The following is a 13,645-nucleotide window of genomic DNA, read 5'->3' as shown; positions in this document are numbered from 1 at the left end:
ACATCTAATTTGTAATATATAAAGCTGATAACTTTTTAAAATTATCAAGTTGATAGACTTTAATCTATCAAACCTTTTTAACTGGTCAAGTTATTAAGGGTGCAGGGCGGATGCCTTGGCACTAGGAGCCGATGAAGGACGCGATAAGCTGCGATAAGCTTCGGGGAGTTGCACGTAAACTTTGATCCGAAGATTTCCGAATGAGGAAACTCACTTAGAGTAATGTCTAAGTATCATTAAGTGAATTCATAGCTTAATGAGGGGAACTCAGGGAACTGAAACATCTAAGTACCTGAAGGAAGAGAAAGAAATTCGATTCCGTAAGTAGCGGCGAGCGAACGCGGAAGAGCCCAAACCAATAAAGTTTTCTTTATTGGGGTTGCGGACATATCATAACGAAGAGGTATCGTAATTGAAGAGGTTTGGAAAGACCCACCACAGAAGGTAATAGTCCTGTATGTTAAACGAGAAGACTTTAGATATGATCCAGAGTACCACGGGACACGTGAAACCCTGTGGGAAGCAGGAGGGACCACCCTCCAAGGCTAAATACTACCTAGTGACCGATAGCGTATAGTACCGTGAGGGAAAGGTGAAAAGAACCCCGGGAGGGGAGTGAAATAGAACCTGAAACCCTGCACTTACAAGCTGTGGAAGCACATTTCTTGTGTGACCGCGTACTTTTTGTAGAACGGGCCAACGAGTTACGTTAAGTAGCAAGGTTAAGCACTTAAGGTGTGGAGCCGTAGCGAAAGCGAGTTTTAACTGAGCGTTCAGTTACTTGACGTAGACCCGAAACCGGGCGACCTACCCATGAGCAGGATGAAGCGAAAGTAAAATTTCGTGGAGGTCCGAACCCACGAGCGTTGAAAAGCTCGGGGATGACTTGTGGGTAGCGGTGAAATTCCAATCGAGCCCGGAGATAGCTGGTTCTCCCCGAAATAGCTTTAGGGCTAGCCTCAAGGTGAGAGATACGGAGGTAGAGCACTGAATGTCCTAGGGGGTATTGCACCTACCGAAGACTATCAAACTCCGAATGCCGTCATCTTATACTTGGGAGTCAGACTGTGGGTGATAAGATTCATAGTCGAAAGGGCAACAGCCCAGATCGTCAGCTAAGGTCCCTAAATGTAAGTTAAGTGGTAAAGGATGTGGGATTGCACAGACAACCAGGATGTTGGCTTAGAAGCAGCCACTCATTCAAAGAGTGCGTAATAGCTCACTGGTCGAGTGATCCTGCGCCGAAGATTTCCGGGGCTAAAACTTACTACCGAAGCTACGGCATCATTATGATGGGTAGGGGAGCTTCCCATACGGGTTGAAGCATGACCGTAAGGACATGTGGACAGTATGGGAGTGAGAATGTTGGCATGAGTAGCGAGATGTGGGTGAGAATCCCACAGGCCGTAAACCCAAGGTTTCCAGGGGAAGGTTCGTCCGCCCTGGGTTAGTCGGGACCTAAGCTGAGGCCGAAAGGCGTAGGTGATGGACAACAGGTTGATATTCCTGTACTACCGATAACCGTTTGAGAGATGGGATGACACAGTAGGATAAGCTAAGCACACTGTTGGTTATGTGTGCCCAAGCATTGAGGCAGTCAGAGTAGGTAAATCCGCTTTGATAATGCTGGGATGTGATGGGGAGCGAAATTTAGTAGCGAAGTAGCTGATTTCACACTGTCAAGAAAAGTCTCTATCGAGGTTAAAGGTACCCGTACCGCAAACCGACACAGGTGGGTGAGGAGAGTATCCTAAGGCCCGCGAGAGAACTGTTGTTAAGGAACTCGGCAAAATGACCCCGTAACTTAGGGATAAGGGGTGCCACCATCTGGTGGCCGCAGAGAATAGGCCCAAGCGACTGTTTACCAAAAACATAGGTTTCTGCTAAGTCGCAAGACGATGTATAGGAGCTGACGCCTGCCCGGTGCTGGAAGGTTAAGGGGATCTGTTAGAGCAATCGAAGCAGTGAACTTAAGCCCCAGTAAACGGCGGCCGTAACTATAACGGTCCTAAGGTAGCGAAATTCCTTGTCGGGTAAGTTCCGACCCGCACGAAAGGCGTAACGATTTGGGCACTGTCTCAACAACAGACTCGGTGAAATTGTAATTCCGGTGAAGATGCCGGATACCTGCGACAGGACGGAAAGACCCCATGGAGCTTTACTGTAGCTTGACATTGGGTCTTGGTACTACATGTACAGGATAGGTGGGAGGCTTTGAAACCAGGACGCCAGTTTTGGCGGAGCCATCCTTGGGATACCACCCTTGTAGTACTGGGACTCTAACCATAGGCCATGAATCTGGTCTTGGGACACTGTCAGGTGGGCAGTTTGACTGGGGCGGTCGCCTCCCAAAAGGTAACGGAGGCGCTCAAAGGTTCTCTCAGTACGGTCGGAAATCGTACGTAGAGTGTAAAGGCAAAAGAGAGCTTGATTGCAAGACATACAGGTCGAGCAAGGATGAAAATCGGACTTAGTGATCCGGTGGTTCTGCGTGGAAGGGCCATCGCTCAACGGATAAAAGCTACCCTGGGGATAACAGGCTTATCTCCCCCAAGAGTCCACATCGACGGGGAGGTTTGGCACCTCGATGTCGGCTCATCACATCCTGGGGCTGTAGTAGGTCCCAAGGGTTGGGCTGTTCGCCCATTAAAGTGGTACGCGAGCTGGGTTCAGAACGTCGTGAGACAGTTCGGTCCCTATCCGTCGCAGGCGTAGGAAATTTGAGAAGACCTGTCCTTAGTACGAGAGGACCGGGATGGACGTACCTCTGGTGTACCAGTTGTTCTGCCAAGGGCATGGCTGGGTAGCTATGTACGGAATGGATAAGCGCTGAAAGCATCTAAGCGCGAAGCCGACTTCAAGATAAGATTTCCCACCGCAAGGGTAAGACCCCAGAAAGACTATCTGGTTGATAGGTCGAAGGTGTAAGTGCAGCAATGTATTTAGCTTATCGATACTAATAGGTCGAGGACTTGACCAAATTATTTGATGTCCATTCAGTAAAATATATGTGCAGTTTTTAGAGTGTTAACTCTAAAGAAACTAGTATTACTAGATTCTAAAAACTTAATAGAGATATTAAGCATAAAGATTATGTGGTTACAATAGCAGAGAGGATACACCTGTTCCCATTCCGAACACAGAAGTTAAGCTCTCTAGCGCTGATGGTACTTGGTGGGAAACTGCCTGGGAGAGTAGGACGTAGCCACGTAATCTTTTTTATTTTTTGTAAAAAAAGACAAAAAATATGAATTTCTTTTTTCATTTCGGGGAAACTAAACACAGGAATTATGGACTATTATAAAAATTTAATTCTTGAGGAGTGATACAAATGAAAAAAGTTGCTTTAATTTTAGCTATAATCGGTGCTCTTAACTGGGGAGGAATTGGTATCCTAGGTACAGATTTAATAGGTAGCATTTTTGGTGGAACATATGAAATGGTAAGTAGAATAATATACTTCATTGTAGGTTTAGCTGGATTATACTTAATACCAAGCTTAATGTCTGATGATAGAGAATAATTTAATTTATACTTTTATATTAAATACCTCATCCTAAATATTTAGGATGAGGTATTTAATTTTATAAAAATCTTAATTTGTATCTTTTTTAATGGTAAAATAGATAAGAATTAAAGTTTTTAAAAAGACGTATTATGCAAAAAAGAAGTACTATGTAAAAAGGAGTATTATTAATATATGTTTATAATTAATGAATTAAGTAAAATTGTAGATGAAGAAGTAATATCTTTTCATATGCCTGGTCATAAAAAAGGTAGTATTTATGAGAAATTAGGATACAAAAATGTACTGGAAAATTTGTATAAAATGGATACTACTGAAATATTAGGAACAGATAACCTACATTCTCCAGAAGGAATTATAAAGCTCTCACAGGAGGAAGCATCAAGAGTATTTAAAAGCGATTATACATATTATCTAGTGAATGGGAGTAGTTGTGGAATACAGTCTGCAATAATGTCAGTGTGCACTCCTAAGAGCAAAATAATTGTAAATAGAGATTGTCATCAGTCTGTTATAAATGCATGTATTTTGGGAGATATAGATATAGAGTATATTTCCTGTGAAATAAGTGAAGATACAAATGTTTTAAAGGGAATATCTATAAATAATGTAATTGATGTAATAGATAAAAATTTAGATGCAAAAGCAGTGCTTCTCACATATCCTACATATTATGGGATGACGTATGATTTAGAACATATTTGTAATTATGCACATAATAAAAAGATGGTGGTAATAATAGATGAAGCACATGGTGCTCATTTAGGTCTTAGTGAAAAACTTCCTAAAACAGCTCTTGAACAAGGTGCGGATATAGTTGTGCAGAGCACTCATAAAACACTTCCATCATTTACTCAATCATCAATGATACATACAAAAGGAAATCGAGTTGACATAGATAAACTCTTAAATATGTTGAGAATTACAGAATCATCTAGTCCTTCATATCTATTGTTATCTTCTTTGGAGTTAGCAGTGGATATATATAAAAATAAGGGACAAGAACTAATGAAAGAGCTTTTAAATAAAATTAGAGTCTTTAAAGATAATATTAATGAAAATATTGAGATATATGATACAAATGATAAAACAAAGATATTTATATCTTCTAAAAATATAGGTATAACAGGTTATGAATTAGAAAATATCTTAAGAAATAAACACAACGTACAAGTAGAATTATCTAATTATTATGGAGTTCTTTTAATATGTACAATAGGAAATAGTACTAAGGATTTCAATAGTTTAGAAACAGCATTGAACAATATTGTAAAAGAAGACTTTAAATTTACAAAGTTAGAAAATAAAAAATATCCTACTATTATTCCAAAGAAAATATTAACACCTAGAGAAGCATTTTATAAAACTAAAAAAAGTGTTAAAATATATGACAGCATAGGTAAAGTCTGTGGTGAATGTATAGTGCCATATCCACCTGGAATAAGCATAATATCTCCTGGTGAAATTATAAGCAAAGAAATAATAGATTATTTAATGTTCTGTAATTCTAAAGGTATGGTTGTAAGTGGATTAAAAGATGTAGATTTAAATTTTATACAAGTAATAGATTTAGAAAGCATTTAAACTTATAATGCAAAAGTAAAAAACTTATAATTGCAATGAGTAATAGATAGAATGTTTATATAAAGTTATAAAATTGTCCAAATAAAAATTATATTAAAAAGTAAAAAGTGTTTGCATGGAGGATATGAAAATGAAAGGTAAGTTAATAATTATAGAAAGTGGTTCAGATGCAAGTGGAAAGGCAACTCAGACAAAAAGATTATATGAAAGATTAAAAAAAGAAGGCTATATGATTAAGAAGGTAGAATATCCAAATTATGAGTCTCCATCATCTGCTTTGGTAAAAATGTATCTAAAAGGAGATTTTGGCAAAAATGCATCAGATGTAGATCCATATATAGCATCAACTTTTTTCACTGCAGATAGATACGCATCGTTTAAAACCGATTGGGAGGAGTTTTATAATGAAGGTGGAATAATTATCGCAGATAGATATACAACCTCTAATATGGTACATCAGGCTTCTAAAATGGATGTTTCTGATAGAGAAGCATATTTGAACTGGTTGGCTGACTATGAATTTAATTTATTTAAGATACCACAACCTGATTGTGTTATATTTCTAGATGTTCCTATTGAGTTTAGTGAGAAACTTATGGAAAATAGAAAAAACAAGATTACAGGAGAAGAAGAAAAAGATATTCATGAAAGTGATATAGAGTATTTGAAGAAATCTTACAATAACTCTTTATACATAGCAGATAAATATGATTGGAAAAAAATAAATTGTGTTTCAGATAACGAATTAAGAAGTATTGAAAGTATACATGATGAAGTTTATGAAATAGTTCTTGATTTAATAAAATCTATGGAGAGATAAATATGTATTTTGAAAATATTATAGGTCAAAATTTTGCAAAGAAATATTTAACAAATTCTATAAAAAAAAATAAACTTAATAATGCGTATATGTTTGAGGGAATAGATGGAATAGGAAAAAAGAAGTTTGCTGATGAACTATCAAAATTGTTGCTTGACTATGTAAATCTAGAAAATAGTCCAGATTATGTACTCATAAAGCCAGATGGAAATAGCATAAAAATAGCCCAAATCAGAAAATTACAATCAGACATAGTAATAAGACCTCATAAGGACTATAAAATATATATAATTAACAATGCTGAGAAAATGACTGTAGAAGCACAAAATGCACTTTTAAAGACACTGGAGGAACCTCCTAATTATGCTATAATGATCTTAGTCACAAACAACAAGGAATCTTTATTAGAAACTATAAAATCGAGATGTGATATAATAAAGTTCTCACCTATACCAATGGAAGATTTAAAAAATTATTTGATAGATACAGGTATAGAGGAAGAAAGTGCTCAACTATTGGCTACTTTTTCAAGAGGAAGTATTGAGAATGCTTTGAATCTATCTCAGTCTACTGAGTTTTCTGTGATGAGGGAAGATATACAACAGTATATTCAGGTAATGTTGGATAAAAACATAGTAGAGATTCTAAACATACCAAATAATATGGAAAAATATAGAGGTAATATTATAAGTTTATTGGATATTATGATAAACTATTTTCGAGATATTATTCTGCTAAAAGAAAATGTAAACAAAAATATGTTAATAAATATAGATAAGCTAGTTTTTATTCAAAATATGAGTGGAAAAATTAGTTATTCTCAATTGTCCAAGATTATTGATATAATAGAAGATGCAAAGAGTAAAATAAAGAGCAATTGCAATTTTAATATAAGCATACAAGTTATGTCTTTAAATATATACGAGGTGATTAAATGATAAAAATAGTAGGTATAAGATTTAAAAGTGCAGGAAAAATATATTATTTTGACCCTGTTGATTTTAATATAGAGCAAGATATGGATGTGGTTGTAGAAACTGCAAGAGGTTTAGAGTATGGAAAAGTAGTAGTAGGACCAAAAGATATGGATGAAAGTGAGCTAGTTTCCCCTCTAAAACCAATCATAAGAATAGCTACAGAAGAAGATAAAAAAATATATCTAGAAAATAAGGAAAAGGCAAAAGAGACTTTTGAATTATGCCAACAAAAAATAAAAGAACATGAGTTAACAATGTTTCTAATAGATTGTGAGTATACATTTGATAGAAATAAATTAATTTTCTACTTTACAGCAGAAGGAAGAATAGATTTTAGAGAATTGGTAAAAGATTTAGCTGCTATATTTAAGACTAGAATAGAACTTAGACAAATTGGTGTTAGAGATGAAGCAAAATCTATAGGGGGTCTAGGCCCTTGTGGTAGAAAACTTTGTTGTTCTTCTTGGCTAGGAGATTTTCAACCAGTTTCAATAAAAATGGCAAAGGATCAAAGCTTATCTTTAAATCCAACAAAAATATCTGGAATATGTGGAAGATTGTTCTGTTGTTTAAAATATGAGCACGATGTATATAGTGAGGCAATAGAAAAAATGCCTATTGTAGGTGCACTAGTGCAATCGGATGATGGAAAAGGAAAAGTTGTAGAAGTAAATCCTCTATTAGAGCAAATTAAAGTAGAATTTCAGGATAAAACTGTAAAGATATACACGAGAGAAGATATAAAAATACTTAAAGAGCCTAGAAAATGTGATGGCTGTGGTGGTAAATGCAAAGATAATGATGGATTAGATGAAGCTACACTAAGAGAGTTGAAGAAATTAGAAGATTAAATTTAAGGTAGGGCTTTTCCTACCTTTTTTAAAGCAAATAATACTTGAAGTTATTAATATTTGAGGAGTGTTTATGAATATTCAATTAAAAGATTCAGAAAGAATAGATGATTTACAATTAAAAGGTCTTAAACTTATACAAGATACTAATGGATTTTGTTTTGGTATAGATGCAGTTTTATTAGCTAATTTCACCAAAATAAAAAAAGATGCTAAAGTTGTAGACCTAGGTACAGGAACGGGTATCATACCTATCTTGATAGCAGGTAAAAGTGAAGCTAAAAAAATTATTGGTGTAGAAATACAAGAAGATGTATATGAAATGGCAACTCGTTCTGTAAAATTAAATAGTTTGGAAGAAAGAGTTGAGATTATAAATGAAGATATAAAATTTATTGATAAAGTCTTGGATATAAATGGTTATCATGTAGTTACATCAAACCCTCCATATATGCATATTGATGGAATAAAAAATCCAAATGATAAAAAAGCAATATCAAGACATGAAGTAAAGTGTAATTTGGAAGATGTAATTAAAGCCGCATCTAGATTAGTTATGCCTAGAGGGAAGTTTTTTATGATACATAGACCAACAAGGCTGGTTGATATAATAACCTTAGGAAGAAAATATAAACTAGAGCCAAAAGTTATCCAATTTGTGCATCCAAGACCTAAAAAAGCACCTAATTTGGTTTTGGTTCAATTTGTAAAAGATGGAAGACCAGAGCTTAAGATATTAGATCCATTGTATGTTTATGGAGAAGATGGGAATTATACAAAAGAATTAAAAGCAATATATAATAATGAAGATATAGGAGAGTTATAGATGAGTGGGAAATTGTACATATGTCCAACACCAATAGGAAACCTAGAGGATATAACATATAGAACTTTAAGAGTATTAAAAGAAGTAGATTTAATTGCAGCAGAAGATACAAGACATAGTATAAAACTTTTAAATCATTTTGAAATCTCAAAACCTTTAACTAGTTATCACGAACATAATAAAGATTCAAAGGGCGATTATTTAATAAATAAACTTATTGATGGTGAAAATATAGCTTTGATAAGTGATGCAGGTATGCCTGGTATATCTGACCCAGGAGAAGAAATAATAAAACAAGCTATACAAAGCAATATAGAGATAGAAGTTTTACCAGGTGCAACAGCATTTGTAACCGCTTTAGTTGGTTCTGGTATGGATACACATAAATTTGTTTTTGAGGGTTTTTTAGATAGAGATAAAAAAGTTAGAAAAGGTCAATTAGAAGAAATAAAAGAAGAAAGTAGAACTATAATTTTCTATGAATCACCACATAGATTGAAGGATACACTAAAAGATATGTTTAAGATTCTTGGAAATAGAAAAATTTCCATAAATAGAGAACTTACAAAAAAATATCAAGAGATAATTAGAGAAGACATAGAAACTGTTATAAAAATATTTGATGAAAAAGAAGTAAGAGGAGAATTCGTATTAATAGTAGAAGGCTTTCATGGTGAAAAAACAAAAAAAGAAGATTATGATGCTCTTACAGATAGAGAATATGTTTTAAAACTAATTGAAAGTGGTATGAACAAAAAAGATGCAATAAAAATAGTTTGTAAAGATAGAAAATTAAAAAAGGATGTAGTTTATAAACAAGTTCTGGATTTATAAAACCTGAATCTGAGGTGATTTTATGGAAATAGAAAAAATTATAATAGAGAGTTTAAAGAGAAAAGATACACATAAAACGTTTATAGAGTTGGATGAAAAGGATGAATTAGAGAAAATAATACCTAAAGTAAAATGTATGAAATCTGTAGGAGAATGTAAGTACCATGTTGTTAATTGCTTTGAACACTCTATAAATGCATTAAGAGAATTGGAAATAGTGCTAAATGAGAAAGATTTTTTCCCAATACATTTAAGAGAACATGTGTTAAATTATTTAAGTGTATATGTTGAGGATGGTATAAATAAATTACATGCACTAAAGTTGGGAATATTTTTACATGATATAGGTAAGCCTGATAGTATGACTTTAGATGAAACAGGAAGAGTCCATTTTACAAATCATGAAAAAATAGGTGCTCAAATAGTAGACAATATGGGGATAAAGTTAGATTTATCAACAGAAACATATAAACTTATAAGTAGATATGTAAGATATCACATGATACTTTTATCTTTGTATAAGAAAAATGATTTGAGTAGAAAAGAATTGATTAATGTATTTAATCTAGTTGATGAAGATACTATAGGTATAATATTACTTGGATATGCAGACATAGTTTCTACAATAAAACTATTAGATAAAAGCGAAGAAGTGAGTGTGTTAAAGACATATATGGAATACATTCTAACAAATTACTTGTATAAGAGTAATTATACACATGTATAAATTTAATCAGTGCAATTAAAATTTAAAAGGTTAGTTAAAGTCTAGGCTATGTGAATTTCAAAAACATAAAAGAAGTTGTCTTTGTTATAAAATTATGAAAGACAACTTTTTTTATATCAAAAATTGGAATTTCATTAAGGTTACTTAATGGTCTATTAATTAATAAACCATTAGTATTTAACTTATATTACAATATTGATTTTGCTTGTATTGGCGTTGATAGTATAACAGAGGTCTTAGTAGAGCCAATTTTCTTTATAGTATCAATCACATTTTCTAATTCGTACATATCTTTTACAATTACTTTTAAAAGTAAGCAATCATCACCTGTTATATGGTGACATTCTACAATTCTAGGGTCCTTTTCAGCTGACTCAATAAATTCTGTATATCCATTACTTGGAAGAGAAATATGAATAAATGCCTTTATAACTCTACCTAATGAATCTGGGTTAACAATAGCCTTATATCCTTCTATAACACCAGATTCTTCTAATCTTTTGACTCTTTCTGAAACTGCAGGAGAAGTTAAACCAACTATTTTTCCTAAGTCCTTCATAGAAATTCTCCCATCATCCTGTAAAATTTCTATGATTCTATAATCTGTAACATCCATAAATAAACAGTCCCCCTTAAATAAAAATAATTAATGCTATAAAACTTTTTTAGAATCTATCATTTTTGTTTTCAAATACCAAAGATCTTTAGATAAATCAACCTTATAAATGTGTGGTTTTGAAAGTCTTTTGTATTGTTCCCAGATAGTACTTAATTCATATTGTACATGATTTTTTATTTCAAGAACAGGTTTTTTATTATATTTGCATATTCCTTTTATATACAATGGCTTAAGAAGCTCTTTAACTTTATATTTTGTAAATGTCTTCGTTTTCCATGTATATGTAGGATGGAAGATTTCTAAAGGTTTAGATTCATCTATAACTTCATCATGTAACATAATTAAATCTGCCTCTGCTTTATTGTCTTCGTTATATATTCTTATAACTTTCTTGTAACCAGGATTATTTATTTTCTCTGGATTTTCAGAAATTTTTATCTTAGGTTCAAGAGTTCCATTTTCACAAGATGCAGCTAATTTGTAAACTCCTCCAAGAGAAGGTGAATCGAAAGACGTAATGAGCTTCGTACCTACTCCCCATGAATTTATAGTAGCTCCTTCTGCTTTAAGTGATGATATAGTGTATTCATCAAGGTCATTAGATGCAGTGATACTAATATCTGAAAAACCAGCACTATCTAATTGCTTTTTAGCTTCTTTAGATAAATAAGCTAAATCTCCAGAATCTAGTCTTATACCCATAGGCTTGTACCCTTTTTCAGAAATATTTTTAAATACTTTTATTGCATTAGGTACACCACTGTTTAATACATCATAAGTATCTACAAGAAGTAAGCATTTGTCTGGATAAACATCAGCATATGCTTGGAATGCATCAAGTTCAGTATCAAATTTTTGTACCCAACTATGAGCATGTGTACCAATTATAGGAATATCAAACATTTTCCCAGCTAATACATTTGCAGTCCCAGTACAACCACCAACTACAGCAGCTCTAGCTCCATATATACCTGCATCTGGACCTTGTGCACGGCGTAATCCAAATTCAAATACAGGGTCTCCTTGAGCCGCAAAGCAAACTCTAGAGGCTTTAGTAGCAATAAGAGATTGAAAATTGACTATGGTCAACAATGCTGTTTCAATAAGTTGAGCTTGATATAGTGGTGCTTTAACAGTAATCAATGGCTCATTAGGAAACATGATAGTTCCTTCCTCAACAGCATATATATCTCCTGTGAACTTAAATTCTTTTAAAAACTTTAAAAATTTATCAGAAAATAAATTTAAGCTTTTTAAGTACTCTAAATCTTCATTTGAAAAATGAAGATTATCTATGTATTCAACAACCTGATCAATACCACAAACTATAGTATACCCTCCATCACAAGCGTTTTTTCTAAAAAACATATCGAATACAACAATGTCTTCGTGAATATTTTTTTCAAAATAGCCATTTAACATAGTAAGCTGATATAAATCAGTAAGAAGTGTTAGATTTCTCATTATTTCTCTCCTTAATTATTATTAAATATTAAAAATTATAAAAACTCCCACACTTATACTAAAACATAATATAGTACAACTTTCAAGTATAAAGTATTACCTAACTATCATAAAATTATTTAAAGAGGAGGATGATTAGCATAGGGAAAATATGGTTTTATATGGTATCGATAGGAATAATAGGAAGTTTGATTTCTAAAAATATGGGTGAATTAAATAAAGTTATATTGAGTGAGACATCTAAAGGTATAGAATTTGCAATAAGTCTAGCTGGTATAATGGCACTTTGGATGGGTGTAATGAATATTGCAAAAGAATCAGGTCTAATCGAAAAGATAGGTCAGAAATTAAATCCTATAATGAGAAGATTATTTCCTTCTATTCCAAAAGGTCACAAAGCAATGTCCTATATAGTTATGAATATTGCTTTAAATATGCTGGGTGCTGGAAATGGAGCAACAGCATTTGGTTTAAAGGCAATGGGTGAGCTTCAAACTTTAAATAACAAAAAAGATACAGCCACTAATGATATGATTATGTTTATGGTAATAAATATATCTTCTATACAGATAATTCCATTTACTATAATTAAACTAAGGATGGACATGGGAGCTCAAAATCCAAGTGAGATAATTTTTACAACTTTATTTGCAACCATTATATCTACAGCAATAGCGATAATAACATGTAAATTTTTTCAAAGAAGATATAGATAAAGGGGATGTAGATACATGGAAGTATTTTCAAACTTACTTATACCAATAATAATTTTGTACATAGTAGTTTATGGCAAATATAAAAAAATAGATGTATATGATAGCTTTGTAAAAGGAGCAATTGATGGACTAAAGGCAGCTTGGGATATTCTACCATATATAATAGGAATATTTTTGGCAATAGGAATATTTAAAACAGGTAAAGGTCTTGATATGTTAGAATGGCTATTTACACCAATAGCAAATGTGCTTAGTATACCAAAAGAATTAATAGGTCTAATAAGTGTAAAACCTTTATCTGGAAGTGGTGCCTTGGGTATGTATAGTGAACTTGCAAATAGGGTTGGAATAGGTAGTTTAGTGGAAAAAATGGGTGCTACAATTGTAGGCTCGTCTGAAACTATATTTTATACAATGGCAATATACTATGGAAGTCTAAAGATAAAGAATACTAGACATACATTGTCATGTGCTATGATTAGTCATGTTGCTGGTGTTATAGCAGCTGTTTTCATTTGCTATGTAATATTTGTATAATTTGTTGACAATGTGGGAAAAATTTTATAATATAATGATTATATAGAAATAAATAGTAATATAAATTATAAGCTATGAAAAGAAGAGTAAATAAAGGTTTTTTCTATCAGAGAGCTAGGTTAGGTGAAAGCTAGTGTCAAAAGCTTTATTGAAGATGGTCTTGG

12 protein-coding genes, 2 rRNA genes and 1 other annotated feature (1 of these 15 running past the window's edge) are annotated in these 13,645 nt (G+C 33.0%); of the genes, 12 read left to right on the top strand and 2 right to left on the bottom strand.

The window, feature by feature from the left end; genetic code table 11:
• The first annotated feature begins 83 nt into the window (after window positions 1-83).
• The 10 genes from ACTG47_RS18805 (at window position 84) to ACTG47_RS18760 (ending at window position 10,145) form a co-directional block, all read left to right on the top strand.
• Window positions 84-2,980, top strand: a 23S ribosomal RNA gene (locus ACTG47_RS18805).
• Window positions 2,981-3,094: 114 nt separating this feature from the next.
• Window positions 3,095-3,211: ribosomal RNA gene (rrf, locus tag ACTG47_RS18800) — 5S ribosomal RNA — on the top strand.
• A 120-nt stretch (window positions 3,212-3,331) separates the two neighbouring features.
• Window positions 3,332-3,523 (top strand): DUF378 domain-containing protein, encoded by a 192-nt coding sequence (locus tag ACTG47_RS18795; RefSeq protein WP_021386455.1) that lies wholly within the window; start codon window positions 3,332-3,334, stop codon window positions 3,521-3,523.
• Between the two features lie 177 nt (window positions 3,524-3,700).
• On the top strand, window positions 3,701-5,110 hold the full coding sequence (locus ACTG47_RS18790) for an aminotransferase class I/II-fold pyridoxal phosphate-dependent enzyme (protein ID WP_479925670.1): 1,410 nt from the start codon (window positions 3,701-3,703) through the stop codon (window positions 5,108-5,110).
• Window positions 5,111-5,240: 130 nt separating this feature from the next.
• Window positions 5,241-5,930 carry a deoxynucleoside kinase gene (locus tag ACTG47_RS18785; protein WP_169468742.1) on the top strand — a complete coding sequence of 230 codons (690 nt, stop codon included), beginning with the start codon at window positions 5,241-5,243 and terminating at the stop codon, window positions 5,928-5,930.
• A gap of 2 nt (window positions 5,931-5,932) precedes the next feature.
• Window positions 5,933-6,868 (top strand): DNA polymerase III subunit, encoded by a 936-nt coding sequence (locus tag ACTG47_RS18780; RefSeq protein WP_479925669.1) that lies wholly within the window; start codon window positions 5,933-5,935, stop codon window positions 6,866-6,868.
• Window positions 6,865-7,758, top strand: coding sequence for a PSP1 domain-containing protein (locus ACTG47_RS18775; protein WP_169468746.1), 894 nt, complete (start codon window positions 6,865-6,867; stop codon window positions 7,756-7,758). Before ACTG47_RS18780 ends, ACTG47_RS18775 begins: the two co-directional genes overlap by 4 nt.
• A 73-nt stretch (window positions 7,759-7,831) precedes the next feature.
• Entirely contained in the window at window positions 7,832-8,584 is a 753-nt protein-coding gene (locus tag ACTG47_RS18770; RefSeq protein WP_169468748.1) for a tRNA1(Val) (adenine(37)-N6)-methyltransferase, read from the top strand.
• Window positions 8,585-9,418, top strand: coding sequence for a 16S rRNA (cytidine(1402)-2'-O)-methyltransferase (gene rsmI / locus ACTG47_RS18765; RefSeq protein ID WP_479925668.1), 834 nt, complete (start codon window positions 8,585-8,587; stop codon window positions 9,416-9,418).
• Between the two features lie 22 nt (window positions 9,419-9,440).
• Window positions 9,441-10,145: an HD domain-containing protein gene (locus ACTG47_RS18760; protein WP_479925667.1), complete on the top strand. Its 705-nt coding sequence runs from the start codon at window positions 9,441-9,443 to the stop codon at window positions 10,143-10,145.
• 187 nt (window positions 10,146-10,332) lie between these two features.
• On the opposite strand, the gene ACTG47_RS18755 is transcribed toward ACTG47_RS18760, so the two are convergent.
• Both ACTG47_RS18755 and ACTG47_RS18750 read right to left on the bottom strand, forming a co-directional pair.
• Window positions 10,333-10,761: an Lrp/AsnC family transcriptional regulator gene (locus ACTG47_RS18755; RefSeq protein WP_169468754.1), complete on the bottom strand. Its 429-nt coding sequence runs from the start codon at window positions 10,759-10,761 to the stop codon at window positions 10,333-10,335.
• A gap of 36 nt (window positions 10,762-10,797) precedes the next feature.
• Window positions 10,798-12,228: a nicotinate phosphoribosyltransferase gene (locus ACTG47_RS18750; RefSeq protein WP_169468756.1), complete on the bottom strand. Its 1,431-nt coding sequence runs from the start codon at window positions 12,226-12,228 to the stop codon at window positions 10,798-10,800.
• 131 nt (window positions 12,229-12,359) lie between these two features.
• Here ACTG47_RS18750 and ACTG47_RS18745 point away from each other — a divergent pair, with 131 nt between their 5' ends.
• Complete coding sequence (locus ACTG47_RS18745) at window positions 12,360-12,944, top strand: nucleoside recognition domain-containing protein (RefSeq protein ID WP_169468758.1); 585 nt, start codon at window positions 12,360-12,362, stop codon at window positions 12,942-12,944.
• Between the two features lie 15 nt (window positions 12,945-12,959).
• Window positions 12,960-13,481: a nucleoside recognition domain-containing protein gene (locus ACTG47_RS18740; RefSeq protein WP_169468760.1), complete on the top strand. Its 522-nt coding sequence runs from the start codon at window positions 12,960-12,962 to the stop codon at window positions 13,479-13,481.
• Between the two features lie 65 nt (window positions 13,482-13,546).
• Window positions 13,547-13,645: a binding site (T-box leader), on the top strand; it runs 149 nt beyond the window's last position.

This window comes from Clostridioides sp. LIBA-6622, from assembly GCF_056716095.1.
The sequence above is the reverse complement of the archived record's forward strand: the minus strand, read 5'-3'. Positions and strand labels throughout refer to the sequence as shown.

Excerpts from the sequence above, each read along its gene's own strand:
- ACTG47_RS18795 (WP_021386455.1), top strand. The coding sequence starts at position 3,332 with ATGAAAAAAGTTGCTTTAATTTTAGCTATAATCGGTGCTCTTAACTGG.
- ACTG47_RS18790 (WP_479925670.1), top strand. The coding sequence starts at position 3,701 with ATGTTTATAATTAATGAATTAAGTAAAATTGTAGATGAAGAAGTAATA.
- ACTG47_RS18785 (WP_169468742.1), top strand. The coding sequence starts at position 5,241 with ATGAAAGGTAAGTTAATAATTATAGAAAGTGGTTCAGATGCAAGTGGA.
- ACTG47_RS18780 (WP_479925669.1), top strand. The coding sequence starts at position 5,933 with ATGTATTTTGAAAATATTATAGGTCAAAATTTTGCAAAGAAATATTTA.
- ACTG47_RS18775 (WP_169468746.1), top strand. The coding sequence starts at position 6,865 with ATGATAAAAATAGTAGGTATAAGATTTAAAAGTGCAGGAAAAATATAT.
- ACTG47_RS18770 (WP_169468748.1), top strand. The coding sequence starts at position 7,832 with ATGAATATTCAATTAAAAGATTCAGAAAGAATAGATGATTTACAATTA.
- rsmI (WP_479925668.1), top strand. The coding sequence starts at position 8,585 with ATGAGTGGGAAATTGTACATATGTCCAACACCAATAGGAAACCTAGAG.
- ACTG47_RS18760 (WP_479925667.1), top strand. The coding sequence starts at position 9,441 with ATGGAAATAGAAAAAATTATAATAGAGAGTTTAAAGAGAAAAGATACA.
- ACTG47_RS18755 (WP_169468754.1), bottom strand. The coding sequence starts at position 10,761 with ATGGATGTTACAGATTATAGAATCATAGAAATTTTACAGGATGATGGG.
- ACTG47_RS18750 (WP_169468756.1), bottom strand. The coding sequence starts at position 12,228 with ATGAGAAATCTAACACTTCTTACTGATTTATATCAGCTTACTATGTTA.
- ACTG47_RS18745 (WP_169468758.1), top strand. The coding sequence starts at position 12,360 with ATGATTAGCATAGGGAAAATATGGTTTTATATGGTATCGATAGGAATA.
- ACTG47_RS18740 (WP_169468760.1), top strand. The coding sequence starts at position 12,960 with ATGGAAGTATTTTCAAACTTACTTATACCAATAATAATTTTGTACATA.